At 71.4% G+C, this 24,266-nt stretch carries 23 protein-coding genes; 17 read left to right on the top strand and 6 right to left on the bottom strand.

Annotated features, from left to right (window positions below; all coding sequences use genetic code 11):
• The first annotated feature begins 9 nt into the window (after nt 1–9).
• Nucleotides 10–1,386 (top strand): phosphoglucosamine mutase, encoded by a 1,377-nt coding sequence (glmM, locus tag ABIC52_RS02735; protein ID WP_354026581.1) that lies wholly within the window; start codon nt 10–12, stop codon nt 1,384–1,386.
• A gap of 105 nt (nt 1,387–1,491) precedes the next feature.
• On the opposite strand, the gene coaA is transcribed toward glmM, so the two are convergent.
• Nucleotides 1,492–2,436, bottom strand: a complete 945-nt coding sequence (gene coaA / locus ABIC52_RS02730; protein ID WP_126890746.1) for a type I pantothenate kinase — start codon at nt 2,434–2,436, stop codon at nt 1,492–1,494.
• A gap of 166 nt (nt 2,437–2,602) precedes the next feature.
• Nucleotides 2,603–3,088 carry a glutathione peroxidase gene (locus ABIC52_RS02725; RefSeq protein ID WP_209675562.1) on the bottom strand — a complete coding sequence of 162 codons (486 nt, stop codon included), beginning with the start codon at nt 3,086–3,088 and terminating at the stop codon, nt 2,603–2,605.
• Between the two features lie 70 nt (nt 3,089–3,158).
• On the opposite strand from ABIC52_RS02725, the gene glmS reads away from it, so the two are divergent.
• From glmS to ABIC52_RS02680, 9 genes are all read left to right on the top strand, one after another.
• Nucleotides 3,159–5,006, top strand: coding sequence for a glutamine--fructose-6-phosphate transaminase (isomerizing) (gene glmS / locus ABIC52_RS02720; RefSeq protein WP_126890748.1), 1,848 nt, complete (start codon nt 3,159–3,161; stop codon nt 5,004–5,006).
• 8 nt (nt 5,007–5,014) lie between these two features.
• Entirely contained in the window at nt 5,015–5,389 is a 375-nt protein-coding gene (locus ABIC52_RS02715) for a holo-ACP synthase (protein WP_126890749.1), read from the top strand.
• Nucleotides 5,386–6,489: an alanine racemase gene (gene alr / locus ABIC52_RS02710; protein WP_126890750.1), complete on the top strand. Its 1,104-nt coding sequence runs from the start codon at nt 5,386–5,388 to the stop codon at nt 6,487–6,489. The genes ABIC52_RS02715 and alr (ABIC52_RS02710) overlap by 4 nt, the downstream gene beginning before the upstream one ends.
• Entirely contained in the window at nt 6,486–7,646 is a 1,161-nt protein-coding gene (gene alr / locus ABIC52_RS02705) for an alanine racemase (RefSeq protein ID WP_209675560.1), read from the top strand. Before alr (ABIC52_RS02710) ends, alr (ABIC52_RS02705) begins: the two co-directional genes overlap by 4 nt.
• Entirely contained in the window at nt 7,643–8,155 is a 513-nt protein-coding gene (gene tsaE / locus ABIC52_RS02700) for a tRNA (adenosine(37)-N6)-threonylcarbamoyltransferase complex ATPase subunit type 1 TsaE (protein WP_354026580.1), read from the top strand. Before alr (ABIC52_RS02705) ends, tsaE begins: the two co-directional genes overlap by 4 nt.
• A 117-nt stretch (nt 8,156–8,272) precedes the next feature.
• Complete coding sequence (gene tsaB, locus ABIC52_RS02695; protein WP_354026579.1) at nt 8,273–8,899, top strand: tRNA (adenosine(37)-N6)-threonylcarbamoyltransferase complex dimerization subunit type 1 TsaB; 627 nt, start codon at nt 8,273–8,275, stop codon at nt 8,897–8,899.
• Complete coding sequence (rimI, locus tag ABIC52_RS02690; RefSeq protein WP_250366238.1) at nt 8,896–9,447, top strand: ribosomal protein S18-alanine N-acetyltransferase; 552 nt, start codon at nt 8,896–8,898, stop codon at nt 9,445–9,447. The genes tsaB and rimI overlap by 4 nt, the downstream gene beginning before the upstream one ends.
• Nucleotides 9,434–10,489, top strand: coding sequence for a tRNA (adenosine(37)-N6)-threonylcarbamoyltransferase complex transferase subunit TsaD (gene tsaD, locus ABIC52_RS02685; protein ID WP_126890754.1), 1,056 nt, complete (start codon nt 9,434–9,436; stop codon nt 10,487–10,489). Before rimI ends, tsaD begins: the two co-directional genes overlap by 14 nt.
• Nucleotides 10,490–10,590: 101 nt before the next feature.
• The gene (locus ABIC52_RS02680; protein ID WP_354026578.1) at nt 10,591–11,388 is read left to right on the top strand and encodes a DUF4190 domain-containing protein; all 798 of its coding nucleotides are present in this window, start codon (nt 10,591–10,593) and stop codon (nt 11,386–11,388) included.
• A 180-nt stretch (nt 11,389–11,568) separates the two neighbouring features.
• Here the strand turns inward: ABIC52_RS02680 and ABIC52_RS02675 are convergent, their stop codons facing one another.
• The gene (locus ABIC52_RS02675; protein ID WP_354026577.1) at nt 11,569–12,771 is read right to left on the bottom strand and encodes a class I SAM-dependent methyltransferase; all 1,203 of its coding nucleotides are present in this window, start codon (nt 12,769–12,771) and stop codon (nt 11,569–11,571) included.
• A gap of 159 nt (nt 12,772–12,930) precedes the next feature.
• On the opposite strand from ABIC52_RS02675, the gene groES reads away from it, so the two are divergent.
• Both groES and rarD read left to right on the top strand, forming a co-directional pair.
• Nucleotides 12,931–13,227: a co-chaperone GroES gene (gene groES / locus ABIC52_RS02670; RefSeq protein ID WP_056121496.1), complete on the top strand. Its 297-nt coding sequence runs from the start codon at nt 12,931–12,933 to the stop codon at nt 13,225–13,227.
• A 122-nt stretch (nt 13,228–13,349) separates the two neighbouring features.
• On the top strand, nt 13,350–14,312 hold the full coding sequence (gene rarD / locus ABIC52_RS02665; protein WP_354026576.1) for an EamA family transporter RarD: 963 nt from the start codon (nt 13,350–13,352) through the stop codon (nt 14,310–14,312).
• A 162-nt stretch (nt 14,313–14,474) separates the two neighbouring features.
• Here the strand turns inward: rarD and ABIC52_RS02660 are convergent, their stop codons facing one another.
• Complete coding sequence (locus tag ABIC52_RS02660) at nt 14,475–15,809, bottom strand: ABC transporter substrate-binding protein (protein ID WP_126890758.1); 1,335 nt, start codon at nt 15,807–15,809, stop codon at nt 14,475–14,477.
• 260 nt (nt 15,810–16,069) lie between these two features.
• Between ABIC52_RS02660 and ABIC52_RS02655 the strand changes: the two genes are divergently transcribed.
• On the top strand, nt 16,070–16,888 hold the full coding sequence (locus ABIC52_RS02655; RefSeq protein WP_126890759.1) for an SDR family oxidoreductase: 819 nt from the start codon (nt 16,070–16,072) through the stop codon (nt 16,886–16,888).
• A gap of 215 nt (nt 16,889–17,103) precedes the next feature.
• Here the strand turns inward: ABIC52_RS02655 and ABIC52_RS02650 are convergent, their stop codons facing one another.
• Nucleotides 17,104–17,985, bottom strand: a complete 882-nt coding sequence (locus tag ABIC52_RS02650; RefSeq protein WP_354026575.1) for a hypothetical protein — start codon at nt 17,983–17,985, stop codon at nt 17,104–17,106.
• A gap of 209 nt (nt 17,986–18,194) precedes the next feature.
• Nucleotides 18,195–19,697 (bottom strand): IMP dehydrogenase, encoded by a 1,503-nt coding sequence (gene guaB / locus ABIC52_RS02645; RefSeq protein ID WP_354026574.1) that lies wholly within the window; start codon nt 19,695–19,697, stop codon nt 18,195–18,197.
• A gap of 318 nt (nt 19,698–20,015) precedes the next feature.
• On the opposite strand from guaB, the gene ABIC52_RS02640 reads away from it, so the two are divergent.
• Genes ABIC52_RS02640 through ABIC52_RS02625 form a run of 4 tightly spaced genes read left to right on the top strand, consistent with a single transcriptional unit; the run spans nt 20,016 to nt 24,206 of the window.
• Nucleotides 20,016–21,455, top strand: coding sequence for a branched-chain amino acid ABC transporter permease (locus ABIC52_RS02640; RefSeq protein ID WP_354026573.1), 1,440 nt, complete (start codon nt 20,016–20,018; stop codon nt 21,453–21,455).
• 12 nt (nt 21,456–21,467) lie between these two features.
• A complete protein-coding gene (locus tag ABIC52_RS02635; RefSeq protein WP_354026572.1) occupies nt 21,468–22,454 on the top strand; it encodes a branched-chain amino acid ABC transporter permease in 987 nt (328 codons plus the stop codon).
• Nucleotides 22,447–23,376 carry an ABC transporter ATP-binding protein gene (locus ABIC52_RS02630; RefSeq protein WP_250366230.1) on the top strand — a complete coding sequence of 310 codons (930 nt, stop codon included), beginning with the start codon at nt 22,447–22,449 and terminating at the stop codon, nt 23,374–23,376. The genes ABIC52_RS02635 and ABIC52_RS02630 overlap by 8 nt, the downstream gene beginning before the upstream one ends.
• Nucleotides 23,373–24,206: an ABC transporter ATP-binding protein gene (locus tag ABIC52_RS02625; protein ID WP_354026571.1), complete on the top strand. Its 834-nt coding sequence runs from the start codon at nt 23,373–23,375 to the stop codon at nt 24,204–24,206. Before ABIC52_RS02630 ends, ABIC52_RS02625 begins: the two co-directional genes overlap by 4 nt.
• The last annotated feature ends 60 nt before the right edge of the window (nt 24,207–24,266 follow it).

Below are 24,266 nucleotides of genomic sequence, written 5' to 3'. Positions count from 1 at the left end.
CCGATCGCAATGCCGCGTCTGTTCGGTACCGACGGTGTTCGTGGACTCGCCAACGGCGAGCTGACGGCCGCGCTGGCACTGGGTCTCGCCCAGGCCAGCGCGGCCGTGCTCACGCACGGACACCATGCGGACGCCCGCCGGGCGTCCGGTCGACCGCGCCCCCGCGCGGTCCTGGCGCGCGACCCGCGCGTATCCGGTGAGTTCCTGGGTGCCGCGGTCGCGGCCGGGCTCGCCTCCGCCGGCGTCGACGTGCTCGACGCCGGGGTCATCCCCACCCCCGCTGCGGCGTTCCTCGTCGCGGACATCGACGCCGACTTCGGCGTGATGATCTCCGCGTCGCACAACCCGGCGCCCGACAACGGGATCAAGTTCTTCGCCACCGGTGGTCGCAAGCTCCCCGACGAGGTCGAGGACCGCATCGAAGCGGCCATGCACGACCAGTCCGCGCCGACCCCGACCGGCGGTGACGTCGGTCGCATCACGCGTTTCGCCGACGCCGAGGACCGCTACGTCGTGCACCTGCTCGGCACGCTGCCGCACCGGCTCGACGGCCTGCACGTCGTGCTCGACTGCGCGAACGGTGCCGCCGCTGGCGTCTCACCCGAGGTGTTCGTCAACGCCGGCGCGAAGGTCACCCTGATCGGGGCCGACCCGGACGGCATGAACATCAACGACGGCGTGGGCTCGACCCACATCGACAACCTGGCCCGTGCCGTCCTCGAACACGGTGCCGACGTCGGCATCGCGCACGACGGCGACGCGGACCGCTGCCTCGCGGTGGACGCCGCGGGCAACGCGATCGACGGCGACCAGATCATGGCGATCCTCGCGCTGTCGCTGCAGGAACGCGGGCAGCTGGCCTCCGACACCCTGGTGGCCACCGTCATGTCGAACCTCGGCCTGAAGCGTGCCATGGCGGACGCGGGCATCACCGTGCTCGAGACCGGCGTGGGCGACCGCTACGTGCTCGAGAAGATGAACGAGGGCGGGTTCTCGCTCGGTGGCGAGCAGTCGGGCCACATCATCTTCAACGACTACGCGACCACGGGCGACGGGGTCCTGACGGGCCTCCACCTGGTGGCCGAGATGGCGCGGACGGGCAAGACCCTGCAGGAGCTCGCCTCGTGCATGACCGTCTTCCCGCAGGTGCTCCTCAACGTGCGCGGTGTGGACCGGCACGGGCTGTCCGACCAGGGCGTCCAGGACGCGGTCGCCGCGGCGACCGAGGCGCTGGGCGACTCCGGTCGCGTGCTGCTGCGTCCGTCGGGCACCGAGCCGGTCGTCCGTGTCATGGTCGAGGCCGCCTCGCAGGAGGACGCCCAGCGCGTCGCCGAGGAGCTCGCCGACGTCGTGCGCGACCGGCTGGCGATCGACGCCGCCGCGTAGGGCACTCCAGGCCCCGCAAGACGCAACGAGGGCGGTTCCTCGCAGCGGAGTACCGCTGCGAGGAACCGCCCTCGTTGCGTTTCGCGGGCTGTCTCCTCGGCCGCGTCAGATCTTGCGGAGCAGCACCGAGTTCACCTTGTGGTTCGCGCCCTTCTTGAGCACGAGCGTGGCCCGGGAGCGCGTCGGCAGCACGTTCTCGAGCAGGTTCGGCTCGTTGATCGCCCGCCACACGTCGGTCGCGGTGCGGACCGCGTCCTCCCGGGACAGCGACGCGAACCGGTGGAAGAACGAGTCCGGGCTCGAGAACGCCTCCTCCTGCAGGGCCAGGAAGCGGTCGACGTACCAGGACTCGATGTCCTTCGTCTTCGCGTCGACGTAGATCGTGAAGTCGAACAGGTCGGACAGCGCGAGCCGCCCGTGCACCGGCGGCGCGAGCACGTTGAGGCCCTCGACGATGAGGACGTCCGGCTGCCGCACCACGATCTCGGCGTCCGGGACGATGTCGTAGACCAGGTGCGAGTAGTACGGCGCGCGGACCTCGGCCGCCCCGCTCTTCACCTGGCTGACGAACCGCAGCAGCGCGCGTCGGTCGTACGACTCCGGGAAGCCCTTGCGGTCCATGATCCCGCGGCGCTCGAGCTCCGCGTTCGGGTACAGGAACCCGTCGGTCGTCACGAGCTCCACCCGCGGGGTGTCCGGCCAGCGCTTCGTCAGCTCCCGCAGCAGGCGCGCGACGGTCGACTTGCCGACCGCCACCGACCCGGCGACACCGATCACGAAGGGCGTCCGGCCGGCCCGCTCGCCGAGGAACCGGCTCGTCTCGGCGTGCAGGTCCCTGGCGCCGGCCGCGTACAGCGTCAGCAGGCGGGAGAGGGGCAGGTAGACCTCCTGCACCTCCTGCATGTCGAGCCGGTCACCGAGACCGCGCAGCTGCACGATCTCGGTCTCGGTGAGCGACAGGTGCTCCTTCGGCGCGAGCTGGGACCACTCGTCGCGCGGGATCTCCACGAACGGGGTCGGGTGCGCGACGGCGGCTTCCGTGATCGGCATGGGCACGAGCGTACAGACGGGAGGCACGACCGACGTGGGCGGACCGGCCCGCCGGCACCGTGCCTCCCGTCCGGAGCCCGGTGCCTGTCCGCGCGACGCGACCGCCGGGCCGCGACTCCGCCGGTCAGGCGGGCAGGGCCGCCGGTCAGCCGGGCCGCTCCGCCGGTCAGGCGGGCAGGGCCGCCTCGATGGCGGCGACGACCTCGGGGGCGTCCGGCTTCGTGGTCGGACGGAAGCGCATGACGGTGCCGTCGGGGGCGACGAGGAACTTCTCGAAGTTCCAGCTGACCCGACCGGCCTTGCCGGATGCGTCCGGCGTCTCCTTGAGGGCCTGGTAGAGCGGGTGGGCGCCCTTGCCGTTCACCTTGACCTTCTCGGACATCGGGAACGTGACGCCCCACGTGGTGGAGCAGTACTCGTCGATGGCCTCGGAGGAGCCGAGCTCCTGCAGGAACTGGTTGCTCGGGAACCCGAGGACCGTGAAGCCGCGGTCGCCGTAGGTCTTCTGCAGTGCCTCGAGCTGCTCGTACTGGGGCGCGAGCCCGCAGCGCGACGCAACGTTCACGACGAGGACGGCCCGGTCGGAGAACCGCCCGAAGGTGGTGTGCTCCCCGTGCAGCGTGGTGATCTCGATGTCGTCGAAGCGTCCCATGGCCCAAACGTTATCCCCACCCCCATCACGTCGCAGGGTCGACGGTCAGCCAGGCCGTAGGATCGAACGCATGTGTGGAATCGTGGGCTACGTCGGCAGCAAGAGCAGCCAGGAGGTCCTCCTCGGTGGGCTCCGTCGTCTCGAGTACCGCGGCTACGACTCGGCGGGCGTCGCGGTCGTCGACCGGCCGGGTGACCTCGTCTCAGCGAAGAAGGCGGGCAAGCTGCAGGCACTGATCGAGGAGCTCGAGTCGCACCCGATCGCGGACGGCGGCACCGGCATCGGGCACACCCGCTGGGCGACCCACGGCGGCCCGACCGACGGCAACGCCCACCCGCACCTGGCGGACGGCGGCAAGCTCGCGCTCATCCACAACGGCATCATCGAGAACTTCTCCGAGCTCAAGCGGGAGCTCCTCGCCGAGGGCGTCGAGTTCGCCAGCGAGACCGACTCCGAGGTCGCCGCGCACCTGGTCGGTCGTGCGTTCCGTGCCACCGGGGACCTCACCGCCGCGATGCAGCAGGTCGTGCAGCGGCTCGAGGGCGCGTTCACGCTCCTCGTCGTGCACGCCGACCAGCCGGGCGTCGTCGTCGGTGCCCGTCGCAACTCCCCGCTCGTGGTCGGCCTCGGTGACGGCGAGAACTTCATGGGCTCCGACGTCGCCGCGTTCGTCGCGTACACGCAGCGCGCCCTCGCGATCGGCCAGGACGAGATCGCCACGATCCGTCCCGACGGTGTCGAGGTCGTCCACTTCGACGGCTCCCCGGCGACCCCGGAGGAGTTCGAGGTCAGCTGGGACGCCTCCGCCGCCGACAAGGGTGGCTGGAGCTCCTTCATGGCCAAGGAGATCAGCGAGGAGCCCGAGGCCGTCGCCAAGACCATCCTCGGTCGCGTGCACGACGGTGCCGTGACGCTGACCGACCTCGACCCGATCGCCGACCGGCTGCAGCAGGTCGACCGTGTCATCGTCATCGCCTGCGGCACCGCTGCCTACGCCGGCATCCTCGGCAAGTACGCCATCGAGCAGTGGGCACGCGTCCCCGTCGAGGTCGAGCTCGCCCACGAGTTCCGCTACCGGGACCCGGTGCTGGACGACCGGACGCTGGTCGTCTCGATCAGCCAGTCCGGCGAGACCATGGACACGCTCATGGCCGTCAAGTACGCCCGCGAGCAGGGTGCGCAGGTGCTCTCCATCTGCAACACCCAGGGCGCGACGATCCCCCGCGAGTCCGACGCGGTGATCTACACGCACGCCGGTCCCGAGGTCGCGGTGGCGTCCACGAAGGCCTTCATCGCCCAGGGCGTCGCGCTGTACCTGCTCGGGCTCCACCTGGCGACGCTCAGGGGCACGCTGACCGCCGAGCAGATCGCCGAGCAGGTCGCCGAGCTCGAGGGCCTCGCGCCGAAGCTGCAGCAGACCATCGACGACGCGTCCGGCGTCGCCGAGCTCGCACGCTGGATGGCCGACACCCGGAGCGTGCTGTTCCTCGGTCGCCACGTCGGGTACCCGATCGCGCTCGAGGGTGCCCTCAAGCTCAAGGAGCTCGCGTACATCCACGCCGAGGGCTTCGCCGCCGGTGAGCTCAAGCACGGCCCGATCGCGCTCATCGAGCCGGGGCAGATCGTCTTCGTCATCGTGCCGTCGCCGCGTGACGCCCGGTCGCTGCACCCGAAGGTCGTCTCGAACATCCAGGAGATCCGCGCCCGCGGTGCCCGGGTGATCGCCATCGCCGAAGAGGGCGACGCCGCCGTGCTGCCCTTCGCGGACGAGGTCCTGCGGATCCCGCTCGCGACGCCGCTGTTCGAGCCGCTGCTGGCCGTCGCGCCGCTGCACATGTTCGGCATGGAGCTCGCCGCCGCCAAGGGCCTCGACGTCGACCAGCCGCGCAACCTGGCGAAGTCGGTCACCGTCGAGTAGCACCCGACGTGATCATCGGCATCGGGGTCGACGTCGTCGACACGGAGCGGTTCCGGGGTGTGCTCGAGCGCACCCCGGCGCTCCGCACGAGGCTGTTCACGCCGGCCGAGCAGCTGCGCGACGGTGCACCCCGGCCGGTGACGTCACTCGCGGCCCGGTTCGCTGCGAAGGAAGCGCTCATCAAGGCGTTCGGCTCGAGCGCCGGGCTGAGCTGGCAGGAGCTCGAGGTCGTCGCGGACGACCAGCGGAACCCGTCGCTCACCCTGCACGAGGGCGCTCGACGGGTGGCTGCGGACCGCGGTGTCACGAACGTCCACCTGTCGCTGTCGCACGACGGCGGCATCGCGACGGCGTTCGTCGTCATCGAAGGAGGGGGCGCATGAGCGCGTTCACGGGGATCACGGTCGACCGCGAGGCCCTCATCGCGAACTACGCGACGGTGTCCGAGCGCGTGGCACCGGCCGGCGTCATCGCGGTCGTCAAGGCGAACGCGTACGGCCACGGGGCGATCGACGCCGCACGGGCGTTCGTCGACGCCGGCGCCGAGTGGCTCGGGGTCGCCGATGTCGACGAGGGCATCGCGCTCCGCCGCGCCGGCATCGACGAGGGCGTCCGGATCCTCGCGTGGCTGCACGCCCCCGACGAGGACTTCCGCCGCGCCGCGCAGTACGACGTCACCCCGGCGGTGTCGAGCGTCTCGCAGCTCGCCGCCGCCGCCGACTCCGAGGTGCCCGCGGTGCACGTCTGCGTCGACACCGGGCTGAGCCGGAACGGCGCCGTCGAGTCCGAGTGGGCCGAACTCTTCGCGACCGCCGGACGGATCGCGCGCTCCGGCGGTCGCACACGCGTCGAGGGGCTCATGTCGCACCTGTCGAACGCGTCCCGCGCGGACGACCTCGACCAGGACGCGGCACTCCAGCGGGCGCTCGACGGCCTGGCGGCGAACGGCATCGTGCCCGACGTGGTGCACCTCGCCGCGAGTGCCGGCAGCATCGCCGTCCCGGAGACCCGGCACGACGCGGCACGGGTCGGTCTCGCGCTCTACGGCCTCAGCCCCTTCGCCGACCGCACCGCGGCCGACCTGGGTCTGCGCCCGGCGATGCGCGTCACCGCCGCGGTGCTCCGGACCGTCCCGGTCGCGGCGGGTGAGGGCGTCAGCTACGGCTACACCTGGCGCGCGACGACGGACACGCGGCTCGCGGTGATCGGGCTCGGGTACGCGGACGGCTTCGACCGCGACCTCGGCAACCGGGTGTCGGTGCGCATCGGCGACCGGATGTTCCCCGTCGTCGGCCGCGTCGCGATGAACGCGATGCACATCGACATCGGCGACGCCGACGTCCGGGTCGGTGACGAGGTCGTGCTCTGGGGCGACCCGGCGGACGGCGACCCCGCGGTCGAGGACTGGGCGGCGGCCATCGACACCATCAACTACGAGGTGGTCGCCAGGGTCGGCCGCAGCGTGGAACGGAGGACGACGTGAACGCGCCGCTGCGCCGGGCCCGGATCGACCTCGACGCCTACCGGTCGAACCTCGACCTCGTTCGGGAGTGGATGCACCCCGTCGAGGTCATGGCGATCATGAAGGCCGACGCCTACGGGCACGGCCTCGAGCCGATCGCGCTCGCCGCCGTCGACGCGGGGGTCCGCTGGATCGGTGTGCTGACCGTGCCCGCCGCGCTGCGCCTCCGGGCGATCGGCGTCGGCGAGGACGTCCACCTGTTCACCTGGCAGCACGACCCGGCGCTCGACTTCCGCGACGCGATCGACTCCGCGATCGACCTCGGCGTCTCGAACGTCGCCGAGCTGCAGCGCGTCGTCGACGCCGTCGACCAGCGTCCCGCACGCGTGCACCTCGGGGTCGACTCGGGGCTCCACCGCGACGGCGCCACCCCCGACGTCTGGCCCGAGCTGGTGTCGCTCGCGGTCGACGCCCAGCGCGCCGGACGCATCGAGGTCGTCGCGGCCTACACGCACCTCGCCGAGTCCTCCGACGACGACGACAGCGCCGCCGTCGCCGCCTTCGACCGGGCCGTCGAGACCGCGGAGGACCTCGGGCTCGACCTGCCGACGGAGCACGTCGCCGCGTCCCTCGCGGGTCTCGAGCGCAAGGAGTTCCGCAAGGACATGGTCCGCATGGGCGCGAACCTGTTCGGCATCCCGGGCGCCGACGGGGTGTCCGCCGCCGACCTCGGCCTCGAGCCGGTGATGACGCTCACCGCCTCGGTCGCGAAGACGAAGCGCGTGCCGGTCGACACCGGCGTCTCCTACGACTACACGTACCGCACCGCGTCGGAGACGACCCTCGCGCTCGTGCCCGTCGGGTACGCGGACGGGGTCCCGCGCCGTGCACAGGGCCGCGTCGAGGTGGCCATCGGCGGCAAGCGGTACCCGATCGCCGGTCGGGTCGCGATGGACCAGTTCCTGGTCGACGTGGGCGACGACGACGTCCGCGTCGGTGACCAGGTCGTCCTGTTCGGCACGGGGGAGCACGGCGAGATGACGGTGCTCGAGTGGGGCGAGGCGCTCGGCACCATCGGGGAAGAGGTGACGTGCCGGATCGGCGCCCGGGTCCCGCGCGAGGTCGTCGGGCACCAGCTCGAGGGCCGCGTCGGCGACTACCTGCGGGAACAGCCGTGACCGACGCCCGCGTGCTGCTCGACAGGACGGTGTCGACGACCGACGAGATGGGTGCGCTCGGCGCCCGACTCGCCGCGGTCCTGCGTGCCGGGGACCTCGTCGTGCTGACCGGCCCGCTCGGCGCCGGCAAGACCACCCTCACCCGCGGCCTCGGCGCCGCGCTCGGCGCACGGGGTCAGGTGTCGAGCCCGACGTTCGTCCTGGCCCGGACGCACCCGACCACGGCCGGACCGGACCTGGTGCACGTCGACGCCTACCGGCTGAGCGACCCGGTGGAGCTCGACGACCTCGACCTCGACTGGGACACCTCGATCGTGGTCGTCGAGTGGGGGCGCGGGTTCGTGGACGGCATCTCGGACGACGTGCTCGACGTCGAGATCGTCCGCGCGACCGGAGCCGGTGCGCCCGACTCCGGAGCCGACGAGCTCGATCCCGACGACGTGCCGGACGAGCCCCGACGGGTGGTCGTCACCGGCACCGGCGACCGCTGGGCCGGCGTCACCCTCTGACCGGGACCGCGGTCACCTGCTCGGCCGTCAGGCCAGCGGATCGATGAAGAAGTCGGCGTCGGCCGGGTCGTCGACGGGCAGCCGGTCCGTCGTCCCGTTCGCGCCTACGATGGACGGGTGCTCCTCGCCATCGACACGTCCGCCGGTACCTCCGTCGCCGTCGTCGACCCGGCCACCGGCCGCGCCGTCGCCGAGCGCAGCACCGACGACTCCCGCCGGCACGCAGAGGTGGTCGGCCCGTTCCTCGCCGACGTCCTCGCCGAGGCCGGGATCGCCGGCTCCGGCGTCACCGGGGTCGTCGCCGGCATGGGCCCCGGCCCCTTCACCGGTCTGCGCGTCGGCATCGCCGCCGCCCGCACCTTCGCCGCCGCACGCGGCGTCCCGTTCCTGCCGCTCGTCAGCCACGACGCCATCGCGGCCGACCAGGACCAGGACGGACCGTTCGTCGTCCTGACGGACGCGCGACGCCGCGAGGTCTACTGGAGCGCGTACGACGAGACCGGCACGCGCGTCGCCGGTCCGGGGCTCGCGAAGCCGGCCGACCTGGACGAGGCGATCCGTGCCTCCCGTCCGGATGCCGTCGACTGGCCCCGCGTGATCGTCGCGACCGTCCCGGCCGGGAGGCTCGGGGCGCTGGCCGCAGACCGGCTCGCCTCCGGTGCGCCCTTCGCCGACGACGCCCCCCTCTACCTGCGCGACCCCGACGTCACCGTCCCGGGAGCCCCGAAGCGGGTCGTCCGGTGACCGGACTGCCCGCACTCCCCGCGGGGCTGCGGCTGCGCCGCGCGGTGCCGCAGGACCTCGACGACGTCATGTTCCTGGAGCACGCGTCCTTCCCCACCGATGCGTGGTCCTCGTCGCAGATGGCGGGCGAGCTGTGGTCTCCGCACGGGTACTACGTCGTCGTGGAGACGACGGAGGACGGGGCGCCGACGGTCGTCGGCTACGCGGGACTGTCGTCGCTCGCGGGCAACCCCGTCGCCGACGTCCAGACGATCGCGGTCAGCGCGGAACAGCGGGGGAGGGGCATCGGGAAGGTGCTCTTCACGGAGCTCCTCGACGAGGCCCGACGCCGCGACGTGCACGAGGTGTTCCTCGAGGTGCGTGCGGACAACCCCGTGGCGCAGGCGATGTACACCGCGGCCGGGTTCGAACGGATCGCCGTGCGTCCCCGCTACTACCAGCCCGACGGTGTCGACGCGTGGGTGATGCGGGCGGAGCTCCCCGCCACGCCCGGTGCGTCGGGCGGCGTCGGACCGATCGGACAGGAGACCCTCGGTGAGCGCGACTGAACCCCTGGTGCTCGGCATCGAGACGAGCTGCGACGAGACGGGCGTGGGCATCGTCCGCGGGACCACGCTGCTGGCCAACGTCATCGCGTCGAGCATGGACGAGCACGCCCGGTACGGCGGCGTCGTGCCCGAGGTCGCCGCGCGGGCGCACCTCGAGGCCATGACCCCGACCCTGCACGAGGCACTCGAGCGCGCCGGCGTGACCCTCGACGAGCTCGACGCCGTCGCCGTCACCGCCGGCCCGGGGCTCGCCGGCGCCCTGATGGTCGGTGTGGGGGCGGCCAAGGCCCTGGCCGTCGCGACGGGCAAGCCGCTCTACGGGGTGAACCACCTGGTCGGGCACGTCGGCGCGGACGTGCTGCGGGCCGACGGCAGCGCGATCGAGCTGCCGACGGTGGCACTGCTCGTCTCCGGTGGGCACACGTCGCTGCTGCTCGTGCGGGACCTGGTCGGCGACGTCGAACTGCTCGGCGAGACGATCGACGATGCGGCGGGCGAGGCGTTCGACAAGGTCGCACGCCTGCTCGGTCTGCCGTACCCGGGCGGGCCGCAGATCGACCGGGCCGCGGCGGACGGCGACCCGACCGCGATCCGCTTCCCGCGGGGCCTGACGCTGCCGAAGGACATGGCGCAGCACCGGTACGACTTCTCGTTCTCCGGGCTGAAGACCGCGGTCGCACGGTGGGTCGAGAAGTGCCGCGACGAGGGTCGGGAGGTCCCGGTCGCCGACGTCGCGGCATCGTTCCGCGAGGCCGTCGTCGACGTGCTCCTCACGAAGGCGCTCGCCGCGTGCCGGGACACCGGTGTCGACCGGCTGCTGCTCGGCGGTGGGGTCGTCGCCAACGCTCGGCTGCGAGCCGTGGCCGAGGAACGCTGCGCGGACGCCGGCGTCGCGCTGCGGATCCCGCCGTTCGACCTCTGCACCGACAACGGCGCCATGATCGCCGCGGTCGGGGCACGCCTGGTGGCCGAGGGGCACGCGCCGAGCGACCTCGGCATCGCGGCGGACTCCACGCTGCCGGTGACGACCGTCCAGGTCTGAGACGCGCTCCCGGGCGGCGAGCGACTGCTGAACCCGCCTCCGGCCCGTGTGGGAGGATGCTCAGCAGGCACCGACCGACCGGGTGCCAGGAGGGGTGGACGGTGTCCGATCAGAACCAGTGGCCGAAGCCGGGCGAGTCGAACGCGAGCGACGACGGCCGGCCGCAGCAGGACGGCCAGCAGTCGGGTGCGGCGCAGCAGTCCAGCGCGTCGCAGTCGACCGGCCAGCAGCCGGGCACCCCGTACGGTCAGCCGTCGCAGGGCAACCCCTACGCGCAGCCGGCGCCGGGCGCACCCTCCGGCCAGGGGCAGCAGTCCGCGAACCCGTACGCGCAGCCCCAGCAGTCGCAGCAGAACCCGTACGCGCAGTCCTCGCAGCCGGGCAGCCCGTACGGCCAGCAGCCGCAGCAGCAGAACCCGTACGCGCAGCCGGGCAACCCCTACGGGCAGCAGCAGCAGCCGCAGCAGCAGGGCAACCCCTACGCGGCCTCGGGTCCCCAGCACAACCCCTACGCGCCGCAGCAGGGCAGCAACCCCTACGCGGCCCCGTACGCCACGACCGGGTACCAGCCGTACGCCCAGCGCCCGAAGACGAACACCCTCGCGATCCTGTCGATCGTCTTCAGCGGTGTCGCCGGTCTGTCCCTGCTGACCTTCGTCTTCGCGTTCTTCGCGGTGCTCGCGGGCCCCGCCGGTGCGATCCTCGGGCACGTGGCACTCGGCAAGACGAAGACGACGGGGGAGTCCGGGCGCGGCCTGGCGCTCGCCGGCATCATCGTCGGGTGGATCGCGACGGGCATCGCCCTGATCGGCGTCATCGTGTTCTTCGTGGTGCTCGCCAACTCCGGCGGCGGGTACTCCGACCCGTACGACTACGACTCGGGTGCCTTCATCCGCTGATGCGCGCTGACTCGCGCTGACCCGCACTGACCCGCTCTGTTCCGTTCCGCGGAAGCGACAGACCCCCGCCGATGTCCGGTGGGGGTCTGTCGCTTCCGCGGACCCGATCGCGACAGCGATGCGCGCCGAACGCGCGGGCGCCCGTGCAGCCCGGCGGGCCGCACCGCCCCGCCCCGCGGGCTAGCCGGCCGCGTCGGTGAGCCGCTCGCACAGGAGCGCGGTGTGCCGTCCCTCCAGACGGGTGAGCACGAGCGTGACCGACCGCCGCCCCCGCAGCCGCAGCCGCTTCCGGAACTGCGCGGGATCCACGTCGACCCCGCGCTTCTTGATCTCCACCGTGCCGACGTCGTCCGCCGCCAGGCGTGCCGCGAGCTGCTTCACGTCGAGCGGCATCGTGTCGAGCACCCGGAACCCCTGCGCGAACGGCGTCGTCACCGCGCGGTCCGACGTGACGTACGCGATGCCCTCGGACAGCATGCGCCCGTCGATCGAGCGCGCCAGGTCCCCGATCAGGCGCGCGCGGATCACGGCCCCGTCCGGCTCGTACAGGTAGGCACCGACGGGACCGACCTCGACGTCCTCGGCGTCGGCCGGACCGGTGAGTTCGGCGATCCCGTGCGCGCCGATGACCGTCGCCGCACGGCGCACACCGTCGCGGGCGAGGGGGCCGGACCACAGGACGAGCTCGACGACCTCGCGGTCGACGGACACCCACTGCGCCTCGAGCGTGTCCGGGATGAGGTCGCGGTCGATGCCGGGCCCGAGCTTCACCCCGGTCGGGGTCGTCGTCGCCGCGGCGAACACGGTGTCGAGCGTCGGCGACCAGTCGTCCGGGTCGGCCAGGCGTCTCGTGTTCGCGTGCCCGGCGGTCCGTCGGGCGGGGTCCATCCACACGCCGTCCACCCGGGACAGGTCGAAGGACGCCGCGTCGCCGAGCTCGACCCGCGCGTTCGGCCAGAGCGCGAGGTTGTGCGTCGCGACCGCGGCGGTCACCTCGTCACGGTCGACCGCGGTGACGTCGAGGTCGAGCGCCGCCATCGCCATGGCATCGCCGCCGATGCCGCACCCGAGGTCCGCGACCCGGGTGATCCCCGCAGCGGCGAACCGGCCGGCGTGCTGCGCGGCGACCTGCAGCCGCGTGGCCTGCTCGAGCCCGGCCTCGGTGAAGAGCATCCGTCCGGCGAAGTCCCCGAACTTGGCGCGGGCCTTCTGCCGGAGCTTCGCCTGGGTCAGCACCGCGGCGACGAGGCCGGGATCGTGCCCCTCGCCGCGCAGCCGGGAGACCACGCGGACGATCTCGCCCCCGTCGGAGACGCCGGGGGTACGGTCGAGCAGGGCCATCCCCTCGGGGGTCAACAGCTGGGCGAGGTCGGCGGCTTCCACCCGACGATCCTCCCAGGTCGCCGGGACGCCCGACACGTGCTGGCACTCGGATTGACCGAGTGCCAGACTGTCCCTAGAGTTGTCGTTGGCACTCTCCTGTGCGTAGTGCCAACCGGTTCCCATCTGTACCGAGTCAGTACCGAGAAAGAAGAGGTCACCGTGGCCGTCACCATCAAGCCGCTCGAGGATCGCATCGTCATCCGCCAGGTCGAGGCGGAGCAGACCACCGCTTCCGGTCTCGTCATCCCGGACACCGCGAAGGAGAAGCCCCAGGAGGGCGAGGTCGTCGCCGTGGGCCCGGGCCGCATCGACGACAACGGCAACCGCGTGCCGCTCGACGTCGCCGTCGGCGACAAGGTCATCTACTCGAAGTACGGCGGCACCGAGGTCAAGTACTCCGGTGAGGACCTGCTCGTCCTCTCGGCGCGCGACGTCCTCGCGGTCATCGAGCACTGAGACCAGCAGCTCTCGTCACGAACGCCCCGTCCGGCTCGCAGCCGGCGGGGCGTTCGTGCGTCCGGCGGCCGGGAGGCGCGGTGCCGCTCCGCAGCGTCCGACCAGCTTCCTAGGATGGTTCCGTGAGTGAAGCGACTCCGGCACGTCCGGCACGCAGCGAGGCATCCGTCGGCGTCGTCCAGGCGATCGTCGCGTACGGGCTCTGGGGGCTCATGCCCCTGCTCTTCGCCGCGATGGCTCCCGCGGGCGCGTTCGAGATCGTCGCCTGGCGGATCGTCTTCGGCCTGGTGTTCTGCGCGGTGGCGGTCGCCGTCACCCGGTCGTGGCTCCGGACACGCTCCCTGCTCGCCCAGCGTCGGGTGATGCTCGTGATGGGGCTCGCGGCCGTCCTCATCCTGGTGAACTGGACCGTGTACGTCGCCGCGACGACGACGGGCCACACGGTCGAGGCCGCGCTCGGCTACTTCATCAACCCGCTCGTCACGATCGCCCTCGGGGTCGTCGTCCTCCGCGAGCGCTTGCGTGCGGCGCAGTGGGCGGCGGTCGGCATCAGCGTCGTCGCGGTCGTCGTCATCGCGGTCGGCTACGGGCAGGTGCCGTGGATCTCGCTCGCGCTGGCGTTCTCGTTCGGCCTCTACGGCCTGGTGAAGAAGCGGGTGGGCGGCACCGTCGACGCGCTGAGCGGGCTGACGCTCGAGACCGTGTGGCTGCTGCCGATCGCCGTCGGGGCGCTCGTGGTGCTCGGGGTCACGGGCCTCGGCGGCGGGGTGACCTTCACGAGCGAGGGGTGGCCGCACGCGCTCGTCACGGTGCTGACCGGCCCGGCGACCGCGGTGCCCCTGCTGCTCTTCGCGTCCTCCGCACGGCGGGTGTCGCTGTCGACGCTCGGGCTGACGCAGTACCTCGCGCCCGTGATGCAGCTGCTGGTCGGGGTCGTCGTGCAGCACGAGGCCATGCCGCCCGCGCGGTGGATCGGCTTCGGCATCGTGTGGGTCGCGCTCGTGGTCCTGACGGTCGACAGCTTCGTGGCGGCCCGGGCAGCGCGGCGCCGGACGCTCGCACCCGCGGCGGCCGGCCCGGCCTGACGGGCGCGAGCCGCGCCTCCCGTCCGGCTGCCGCGGGGACGGGGCCGACCCGAGTCTCGCGTTGCGCGACACGTCTCGCGCTCCCGACCCCGAGGAACGACGCTGGGCCCGAGTCTCGGCTCCGCGGAGGCGAGACTCGGGCCCAGTCGGCCGTGCTGCGTGTTACTTCGAGACCGAGCCCTGGATGGCGCTCTGGTACACGGGCTTGTTGTCGCCGTCGAACTTGTAGATGCCGATGTAGGCGCTCGACGGGTCGTTCTTGCTGTCGAACGGACCGATGCCGGACGGGCCGGTGTACTGGATGTCCTCACCCTTGTCGAGCAGGTCCTTGCAGGCCTTGAACGTCTCGCACTTGGTGCCGCCGTCTGCGCCGGACACCGCGGCCATGTTGGCCTGGATGGTGCCCGAGTCGGTGCCCTTGCCCTTCACCGCGGCCAGCGCGGCGAGGGTCGTGGCGTCGTACGACTCAGCGGCGTACGAGTAGTCGGCGAGCTCCTTGCCCGAGGACTGCTTGTAGAAGTCGGACAGGCGCTGCTTGAGCTCGTCCTTCGGGCTGGCACCCGGGATGGTGCCCTGCGCACCCTCGAGGGTGCCCGGGTCGAAGTCCTTCGAGTAGTCCGCGGTGTTGCCGTCGGACATGTAGATCTTCGCCATGTCGGCGTTCTGCGACTTGAGCTCCGGGATGATCGACTTCGTCTCGTCGAAGGCGAGCACCACGATGGCGTCCGGCTTCGCCGCGAGGGCGGCCGTCACCTCGGACGAGAACGTCGTCTGTCCGGGCGGGAACTCCTGACCCTTGCCCTTGCCGCCGTAGACGACCTGGCCGCCCGAGTCCTCGATCGCCTTCTGCACGGTGTCGCGGAGACCCGTACCGTAGGTGTCGTTGAAGACCAGGAAGGCGACCTTGGCGTTGCCGTCACCCGTGATGAGCTGGCCGAGGGCCGAGCCCTGCACCGAGTCCGGCGGAGCCGTGCGGTAGTAGTGCGACGAGTAGCCGGACAGGTCGGTCGCCGTGTTCGCCGGCGAGATCTGCACGATGCAGTTGCTCGTCAGCTGGTCGATGACGTTCAGCGTGACGCTGGACGACTCGGCGCCGATGACGACCGGCACCTTCGCGTTGACGAGCTTCGTCGCGGCCGAGCTCGACACGGTCATGTCGTTGCTGTCGCCCGAGTCGGTGGCGGGGTCGATGCTGACGTCCTTGTCGAGCACGCCACCGGCCGAGTTGATGTCCTCGACCGCGAGGCCGACGCCGGACTCGGCGGGCGGGTTGAGGTACGACAGGGTGCCCGTCAGCGGGAGGATCGTGCCGATCTTCAGCGCATCGGTACCCGGGGTGTCGGGGGCCTTGCAGCTCGCCGCCGGGTCCTTCTTCGCGCCGCCGGCAGAGGCGGAGGAGGTGGATTCGGCGCTGCCGCTGGTGGAACACGCGGCGAGGAGGAGCGCTGCCGCTCCCGCCACTGCCAGTGCCGTGGTGGCACGGGTGGTTCTGGTCATCCGTGGAGCCCTTTCTCTGCGCGGAGGCCCAACCGCATCGGGTCGAGCGCGGTCTCCTCCACGTGGGTTGCCGAGAAAACTAGGGCCGAAGTGTTTCGCGTGTGTGTCCGAGATCATCACCTGGACGTTTCGTTACACACCCGTGACGAAACTGAGCAGGCGCACGGGAACCCCTGATGAGGAGTCCGTCCGGACGGTGCCCTGTGCAGGAGGCGCGGTTCCGGGAGGTCGCAGCGGCGGTCGCGCGTACGGTCCGGCCCATGAGCGATGCAGCTTCCACGACCACCTTCCGTCCCGTGCGTGCGATCGTCACCGGTGCCGAGTCCGGCATCGGGAAGGCCACCGCGGTGGCGCTCGCCGCAGCCGGCATGGACGTCGGCATCACGTACCTGTCCGAGCCCGAGCGTGCCGAGGAGACCGCCGCCGAGATCCGGCAGGCCGGGCGACAGGCCTTCGTCGAGCAGATCGACGTGACGCAGCTCGACCGTGCGGGTGCCGTGATCGATCGGCTCGTGGCACAGCTCGGTGGCGTCGACGTCGTCGTGGCGGATGCCGGGACCGGTGACAACGCGCCGTTCCTCGACATCACGCTCGAGCAGTGGCGGCACACGGTCGCGACCGACCTCGACGGGGCGTTCGTCACGATCCAGGCAGCTGCACGGCACATGGTGCGACAGGGCACCGGCGGGCGGATCATCGGCATCACGAGCGTCCACGAGCACCAGCCCCGCTACGGGTCGAGCGCGTACGACGCGGCGAAGCACGGCCTCGGCGGGCTCCTCAAGACCATCGCGATCGAGCTCGCCGAGCACGGCATCACCGCGAACGCCGTCGCACCGGGGGAGATCGCGACCCGGATGACGGGTGCCGAGGACGAGGACCCGCACACCATCGATCGTCCCGGTGTCCCCCTCGGACGGCCGGGGAACGCGTGGGAGATCGCTGCCGCAGTGGCGTTCCTGGCGTCACCGGCGTCGTCGTACATCACCGGGGTGTCCCTGCCCGTCGACGGCGGCATGCTGCAGATGGGCCCGCACGGCGGCAGCCACATCACGTCCGACGACTGGCGCAGCGCCTAGGGCGGCGGGGCTGCCGTTCCCGTCGCGGGTCCGCACGCCGTCGTCGGGCCGAGACACCGGCGTCGGGTCGAGACGCCGTCTTCGGGCCGAGACGCCCGCGCATCCGACGGTGTCTCGGCAGTTCGGCGGCGTCTCGGGCGGACACCGGCGGCTCGAGGAGCTCTGGTGCCCTCCAGACGCCGGCGTCTCGGCGATGTGATGGGCAAGGAGTTCGATCACCGCGACCGCTCGGCCCAGCCGCGCCCGAGTGGGAGACCCGCGGCGAGCAGCACGGGCGCCAGGAGTGCCGGCTCGAGCGCCTCGCGCATGCCCCACCGCGCGAAGCCCCTGACCTCGGGCAGCCGTCGCAGCGCATCCTCGCGGCGCTTCTCGGCCCAGAGCGCCGCTCGGTCGTCGTACTTGACCCGGCCGTCGAACTCGCCGACGATGCCCGCAGCTGGCCACCAGAAGTCGACCCGGAAGCATCCGGCGTCGGTGATGAACTCCTGCTGCAGCACCGGTGGGACGACCCCGAGCTCCCGCATCGTCACGCGGCTGAGCGATTCGCCTGCGGACTCCGCGGCGCCGTCCGCGACCTCGAGCGCCGTCCGGGCCACACGCGAGCCGCGTGCGCCCGCGCGGGCGGCGAGTGCGCGCTCGAGGTCCGGGAACGCCGCGATGTCCTCGTGCAGGACGTGATCGAGCACGAGGACCGCGTGTGCCACGGGTACGACGTGCACGATGTCGACCACCGTCCGCAGGAGGGACGTCACCGCGACCCCGAGAGCGTCGGTGAGTTCGCCGTCCGACAGGTCGCCCGTGTGCCGCACGATGCCTCGGCCGACGTGCGTCTTCGGCAGCGCGGGGTCGATCACGTGCAGTCGCCAGTCCCAGCGCCCGAGTTCGGGGAGTCCCCACAGTGCTCCGGCGGACCGGTGCGAGACCACCGCTGGGCGGTGCAGCGCCGCGACGCGGGCACGCACCACGAGCCGCCGCCGCCCACGTTCGTCGAGAGCGTCCCACGCCGAACGTTCGACCCCCACCCCGTGGAACAAGCGGACCGGATCGAGGAGGCCCGCCGGACGGCCGGCGAGGACGGGAGACGGCGTGACTGACATGCGCGGCAGTCTCGCGTGACCACGTGGCGGAGGAGAGGCGACGGCCGCCAGTTGTGGAGAGCCTCCCGGCCGACGTCGTCCGTGCAGGAGCTCGCGAAACGCCCCCGTCGACGTGAAACGCCCCCGAACCACCGAGACGCCGTCGGATTCGGCGGCGTCTCGACGCAACGGGGGCGTCTCGCGCAGAAGCGCGGGGGAGGAGACCGGGGTCAGCCTCGGTAGTTCGGGGCCTCGACGACCATCTTGATGTCGTGCGGGTGCGACTCCTTGAGCCCGGCCGCGGTGATGCGGACGAACTTGCCGCGGGCCTTGAGCTCCGGCACCGTGCGGCCACCGACGTAGAACATCGACTGCCGCAGGCCGCCGACGAGCTGGTAGACGGCGTTCGCGACCGAGCCGCGGTAGGGGACCTGGCCCTCGATGCCCTCGGGGATGAGCTTCTCGTCCGAGGGGACGTCCGCCTGGAAGTAGCGGTCCTTCGAGTACGAGGTCTTCTCGCCGCGCGTCTGCAGTGCGCCGAGGGAGCCCATCCCGCGGTACGCCTTGTACTGCTTGCCGCCGACGAAGACGAGCTCGCCCGGGCTCTCGTCGGTGCCCGCCAGGAGCGAGCCGAGCATCACGGTGTCCGCGCCGGCGACCAGGGCCTTCGCGATGTCGCCCGAGTACTGCAGCCCGCCGTCGGCGATGACCGGCACGCCGGCCTCACGCGCGGCGAGCGACGCCTCGTACACGGCGGTGACCTGCGGGACGCCGACCCCGGCGACCACGCGGGTGGTGCATATCGAGCCCGGGCCGACGCCGACCTTGACGGCGTCCACACCGGCGTCGATGAGCGCCTGCGCGCCCTGTCGGGTCGCGACGTTCCCGCCGATGACGTCGATGCCGGCGAAGGACGGGTCGGCCTTGAGGCGGCGGACCATGTCGAGGACGCCCTCGCTCTCGCCGTTGGCGGTGTCGACGACGAGCACGTCGACGCCCGCGTCGCGCAGGGCCTCGGCGCGCTGCCAGGCGTCGCCGAAGAAGCCGATCGCAGCGCCGACGCGCAGGCGGCCCTCGGCGTCCTTCGTGGCGTCCGGGTACTTCTCGCTCTTGTCGAAGTCCTTGACGGTGATGAGGCCGCGGAGCCTGCCGTCGGCGTCGACCAGCGGGAGCTTCTCGATCTTGTGCTGCGCGAAGATCGCGACGGCGTCCTCGGGGTCGATGCCCTCGGCCGCGGTGATGAGCGGCGCCTTCGTCATGACGTCGCGGACGAGGGTCGTCGCCATCTCGAACGGGGCGACGAAGCGCATGTCCCGGTTCGTGATGATGCCGACGAGCGTGCCGTCCGACTCGACGACGGGCAGGCCGGAGACGCGGAACTGCCCGCACACGGCGTCGACCTCGGCCACGGTGGCGTCCGGGCTCGTGGTCACGGGGTTCGTGATCATGCCCGACTCGGACCGCTTGACCTTGTCGACGTACGCGGCCTGGTCCTCGATCGACATGTTGCGGTGCAGGATGCCGATGCCGCCCTGGCGCGCCATCGCGATCGCCATGCGGGCCTCGGTCACGGTGTCCATCGCCGCCGACAGCAGCGGGACGTGCACGTCGATGCGCTTGGTGAGCCGGGACGTCGTGGACGCCTCGCTCGGGATGACGTCGGTGTGCCCGGGGAGGAGCATGACGTCGTCGTACGTGAGTCCGATGAATCCGAACGGATCCGGCTGGTCCATGGGTCCCCTTCGTGGGCGAGGTGAAGTGGTGGCACCGGGGCGCGTCGTCGGGTTCCCGATGGGCCATGGTAACGCGCGCGGTACTCGCGCCATTCCGCTGTCCCCCGGTCGCCCGAGCGCGGCAGACACCGCGCGCGGGCCGAGACCGGTCCGCGGACTCGTTCCTGAGAGTCCTGTACCGGCCGGACGGGCGGATTCATGCGGATCCACGGGGTGTCGGTCACGAATGCAGCACGATTTGTGCAGGAGACGTGCTGGAAACACGGGGGACACAAAAAATCCCTATGGTCCTCGACTATCCGAACGAGAGGCTCATCCGTGGGTTCCATCACTCCGCCGGGGTCAGCGCTCATGCGCCGGCTCCGCCGTGGGGCACCAGACCGCCGCAAGCGTCTGGTCCTCGCCGCAGTACTCTTCCTCGCTTTCCTCGCCACCTTCGCGGTCGACTGGGCAGTGTCGCCCGCGGCCGACGCGGCGACGAGCAGTCCCGCCGCCAGCAGCAGCCCGAGCACCGGCAGCAGCGCGTCGACGTCCGACGGCCCCTGCACCGTCAGTCCGACGAACGGCTGCATCCGGGGCACCATCCTCGACTCCGAGCGGAAGCCCGCGACCGGGGTCGACGTCGACGTCGCGGGACCCGGCGGGTTCGCCCAGACCGCGACCACCGACGACTCCGGCCGCTGGTCCGTCTCGGTCACGACGGCGGGGCAGTACACCGTCAGCGTCGACCAGGGCTCGCTGCCGAAGGGGCAGTACCTGACCAACGCCGCCGACGCCGAGCGCAAGGTGAACGCGACGCTGAACGCCAACGTCGGGCAGATCTTCCAGCTGTCCGACCAGCAGGGCGCCACCACCAGCGACGACACGAGCAGCGTCAGCGCCGCGCGTGCCTGGCAGCAGCTCGCATCGGGCATCCGACTCGGGCTCCTCATCGCCCTGGCGTCGGTCGGCCTCTCGCTCATCTACGGCACGACGGGCCTGTCGAGCTTCTCGCACGGTGAGCAGGTGACGCTCGGCGGTCTCCTCGCCTACGTCTTCGCGAACCAGCTCGGGTGGAACATCTGGGTCACCGGCATCGTCGTCACGCTGTTGTGCGCGGCCACCGGGTACCTGCAGGACGCCGCGATCTGGAGGCCGCTGCGCCGCCGCCGGATCAGCCTCACCCAGCTCATGATCGTGACGATCGGTCTGTCGATCGCCGCCCAGTACGCGTTCCAGTACTTCTTCGGCGCCTCGACCGTCCGCATCCAGCAGGGCAACCCCAAGACCGTGACCTTCGCCGGCCTCACGCTGACGGTGCAGTCCTACGTCGCGATGGGCATCGCGCTCGTCGTGCTCGTCGGGACCGGCCTGTTCCTCGCCAAGACCCGCTTCGGCCGGGCCACCCGCGCGGTGTCGGACAACCCGGCGCTCGCCGCGGCGTCCGGCATCGACGTCGACCGGGTCATCCGCTTCGTGTGGACGCTCGCCGCCGGCCTCGCGGGCCTGTCCGGCGTGATGCTCGGCCTGGTCCTCAACGGCGTGAACTGGCAGACCGGCCTCCAGCTGCTGCTGCTCATGTTCGCGTCCGTCACGCTCGGCGGTCTCGGCACCGCGTACGGCGCCCTCGTCGGCTCGATGATCATCGGCATCGTCGTCGAGCTCACGAACCTCGTGCTGCCGGGCGACTTCAAGTACGCCACGGCCCTCGTGATCCTCATCCTCATCCTGCTGTTCCGGCCGCAGGGCATCTTCGGTCGCGCCGAGCGCATCGGCTAAGGGAGCACCGACATGGACTACATCCTGAACCTGCTGTCCTCGTTGACGCAGGAGGCGCTCGCCCCCACCACGGCGGCGTTCGCCCTGGCCGCGATCGGCCTCAACGTGCACTTCGGCCTCACCGGCCTGATCAACATGGGCCAGGCGGCGTTCCTGCTGCTCGGTGCCTACGGCTTCGCGATCTCGATCACGAACGGCCTGCCCTTCGTCATGGCGGTGCTCGTCGCCCTGGCGGTCGCGATCGTCTTCGCGGTCATCCTCGGCATCCCGACGCTGCGGTTGCGCGGGGACTACCTGGCGATCGTGACGATCTCCGGTGCCGAGATCATCCGCATGGTCGGACGCTCCAGCCTGCTGACGAACACCACGGGAGGCTCGAACGGCATCGCCGGGTCGGCCTACCGCGACCCGTTCAACGCGCTCAGCCCGCTGCCCGACGGCACCACGAGCATCCTGTGGTTCACCTACTCGAACAACGGGGTCAACGGCTGGTGGATCCGCATCGCGGCCTGGGGCCTCGTGGCGCTCTTCACCCTCGTGCTCTTCCTGCTCATGCGCAGCCCGTGGGGTCGCGTCGTGAAGGCGATCCGCGAGGACGAGGACGCCGTCCGCTCCCTCGGCAAGAACGTCTACTCGTACAAGATGCAGGCGCTCGTCTTCGGTGGCGCGCTCGGTGCGCTCGCCGGGGTCATCTACGTGCTGCCGAGCTCCGTGCAGCCCGACGCCATGGGTCGCTCGATGACGTTCTTCATCTGGACCGCGCTGATCCTCGGCGGCGCCGCGACGGTGTTCGGCCCGGTGCTCGGGGCGATCCTGTTCTTCGTCGTGCGGCTCTTCGTCCGCACCCTCGCCGGGGACTTCATCCCCGACTCGATCATGAACGCGCAGCAGGCGGAGCAGTTCTCCTACGTGCTCGTCGGCATCGCGCTCATGCTCCTCATCGTGTTCCGGCCACAGGGACTCCTGGGCAACAAGAAGGAGCTGTCGTTCAGTGTCTGAGACCTACACCCACACGAAGTCCGACCCGATCCTGACGGTCGACGGCGTCACCCGGCACTTCGGCGGCATGACCGCGGTCGACGTCGACCACCTCGAGGTGCAGCGCGGCACCATCACCGCGCTCATCGGTCCGAACGGCGCCGGCAAGACGACGTTCTTCAACCTGCTCACCGGCTTCGACAAGCCGAGCCCCGGTGCGACGACCCGCTTCAACGGCGACACGCTGCAGAAGACGAGTGCGACGCACATCGCGAACAAGGGCATGGTCCGCACGTTCCAGCTCACGAAGGCCCTGAGCCGGCTCACCGTCATGCAGAACATGCTGCTCGGTGCCCGCGACCAGCCGGGCGAGAACTTCTTCGTCGGCCTGGTCCCGGCGCTCTGGCGGAAGCGGGAGCGCGAGATCACCGCGAAGGCCGAGGACCTGCTCGCCCGCTTCAAGCTCCTCGAGAAGCAGGACGACTACGCCGGGTCGCTGTCCGGCGGCCAGCGCAAGCTCCTCGAGATGGCCCGTGCGCTCATGTCCGACCCGACGATGATCATGCTCGACGAGCCGATGGCCGGCGTGAACCCGGCGCTCACCCAGTCGCTGCTCGGGCACATCCAGTCCCTCCGGGACGACGGCATGACCGTGCTCTTCGTCGAGCACGACATGCACATGGTCCGGCACATCTCGGACTGGGTCGTCGTGATGGCCGAGGGCAAGGTCGTCGCCGAGGGGCCGGCCGACACCGTGATGGACGACCGCGCCGTCATCGACGCGTACCTCGGTGCGCACCACGACACCGACCTGGGCGACGACTCGCTCCTCACCGAGGAGACCTACGAGGAGCTGGCCGAAGAGGTGGCCGAAGAGGAAGCAGCGGACGACCGCCCGAAGGCGGACGACCGCAAGCAGGACGAGCAGGAGGCGACCCGATGACCGACGCACCGAACGCAGCGGACGCGACCCGCGCCTCCCGTCCGGCGACGGGCGCGACGGGCGCGACGAGCGCAACCGCGACGATCGACCGCGGCGAGCCCGTCCTCACCGCGAAGAACCTGGTCGCCGGCTACCTGCCGGGCGTCAACATCCTCAACGGCTGCGACCTCGACTGCTACCCGGGCGAGCTGATCGGCATCATCGGCCCGAACGGCGCGGGCAAGTCGACGCTCCTCAAGGCGCTGTTCGGCCTGGTCTCCATCCGCGAGGGCTCGGTGTCCCTGCAGGGCGAGGACATCACGAACCTCAAGGCGAACAAGCTCGTGCAGGCCGGCGTCGGCTTCGTGCCGCAGACGAACAACGTGTTCCCCTCGCTCTCGATCGAGGAGAACCTGCAGATGGGCCTGTACCTGCGCCCGAAGAAGTTCGCCGAGCGGCTCGAGGTCATCTACGACCTCTTCCCGGTCCTCGGCCAGCGGCGCACCCAGCGGGCGGGCTCCCTGTCCGGTGGTGAGCGGCAGTCGGTCGCGATGGCCCGGGCGCTGATGATGGACCCGAAGGTGCTGCTGCTCGACGAGCCCTCCGCGGGCCTGTCGCCGGTGCGCCAGGACGAGACCTTCATCCGCACGCGCCGGATCAACAAGGCCGGGGTGTCGATCATCATGGTCGAGCAGAACGCACGACGCTGTCTGCAGATCTGCGATCGTGGGTACGTGCTCGACCAGGGGAGGAACGCGTACTCGGGCACCGGGCGTGAGCTCGCCGACGACCCGAAGGTCATCGAGCTCTACCTGGGGACGCTCGCCAAGGACGTCGACTCCGCTCGCTGAGCGGGGTCGACCCGCGGGTACTGCTGTGGGGGTGGTACCCGCACCCCGACGGGGCCGCGC

It is taken from the genome of Curtobacterium oceanosedimentum (assembly GCF_040545555.1).
Classification (GTDB): domain Bacteria; phylum Actinomycetota; class Actinomycetes; order Actinomycetales; family Microbacteriaceae; genus Curtobacterium.
Note: the sequence above shows the minus strand (reverse complement) of the source record. Positions and strands in the feature narration are given on the sequence as shown.

Bases quoted from the DNA above. Each gene is read 5' to 3' on its own strand.
- guaB (WP_354026574.1), bottom strand. From the start codon at position 19,697: ATGGACCAGCCGGATCCGTTCGGATTCATCGGACTCACGTACGACGAC.
- ABIC52_RS02725 (WP_209675562.1), bottom strand. From the start codon at position 3,088: ATGGGACGCTTCGACGACATCGAGATCACCACGCTGCACGGGGAGCAC.
- coaA (WP_126890746.1), bottom strand. From the start codon at position 2,436: ATGCCGATCACGGAAGCCGCCGTCGCGCACCCGACCCCGTTCGTGGAG.
- ABIC52_RS02635 (WP_354026572.1), top strand. From the start codon at position 21,468: ATGGACTACATCCTGAACCTGCTGTCCTCGTTGACGCAGGAGGCGCTC.
- alr (WP_126890750.1), top strand. From the start codon at position 5,386: ATGAGCGCGTTCACGGGGATCACGGTCGACCGCGAGGCCCTCATCGCG.
- ABIC52_RS02625 (WP_354026571.1), top strand. From the start codon at position 23,373: ATGACCGACGCACCGAACGCAGCGGACGCGACCCGCGCCTCCCGTCCG.
- ABIC52_RS02660 (WP_126890758.1), bottom strand. From the start codon at position 15,809: ATGACCAGAACCACCCGTGCCACCACGGCACTGGCAGTGGCGGGAGCG.
- ABIC52_RS02655 (WP_126890759.1), top strand. From the start codon at position 16,070: ATGAGCGATGCAGCTTCCACGACCACCTTCCGTCCCGTGCGTGCGATC.
- ABIC52_RS02650 (WP_354026575.1), bottom strand. From the start codon at position 17,985: ATGTCAGTCACGCCGTCTCCCGTCCTCGCCGGCCGTCCGGCGGGCCTC.
- glmS (WP_126890748.1), top strand. From the start codon at position 3,159: ATGTGTGGAATCGTGGGCTACGTCGGCAGCAAGAGCAGCCAGGAGGTC.
- glmM (WP_354026581.1), top strand. From the start codon at position 10: ATGCCGCGTCTGTTCGGTACCGACGGTGTTCGTGGACTCGCCAACGGC.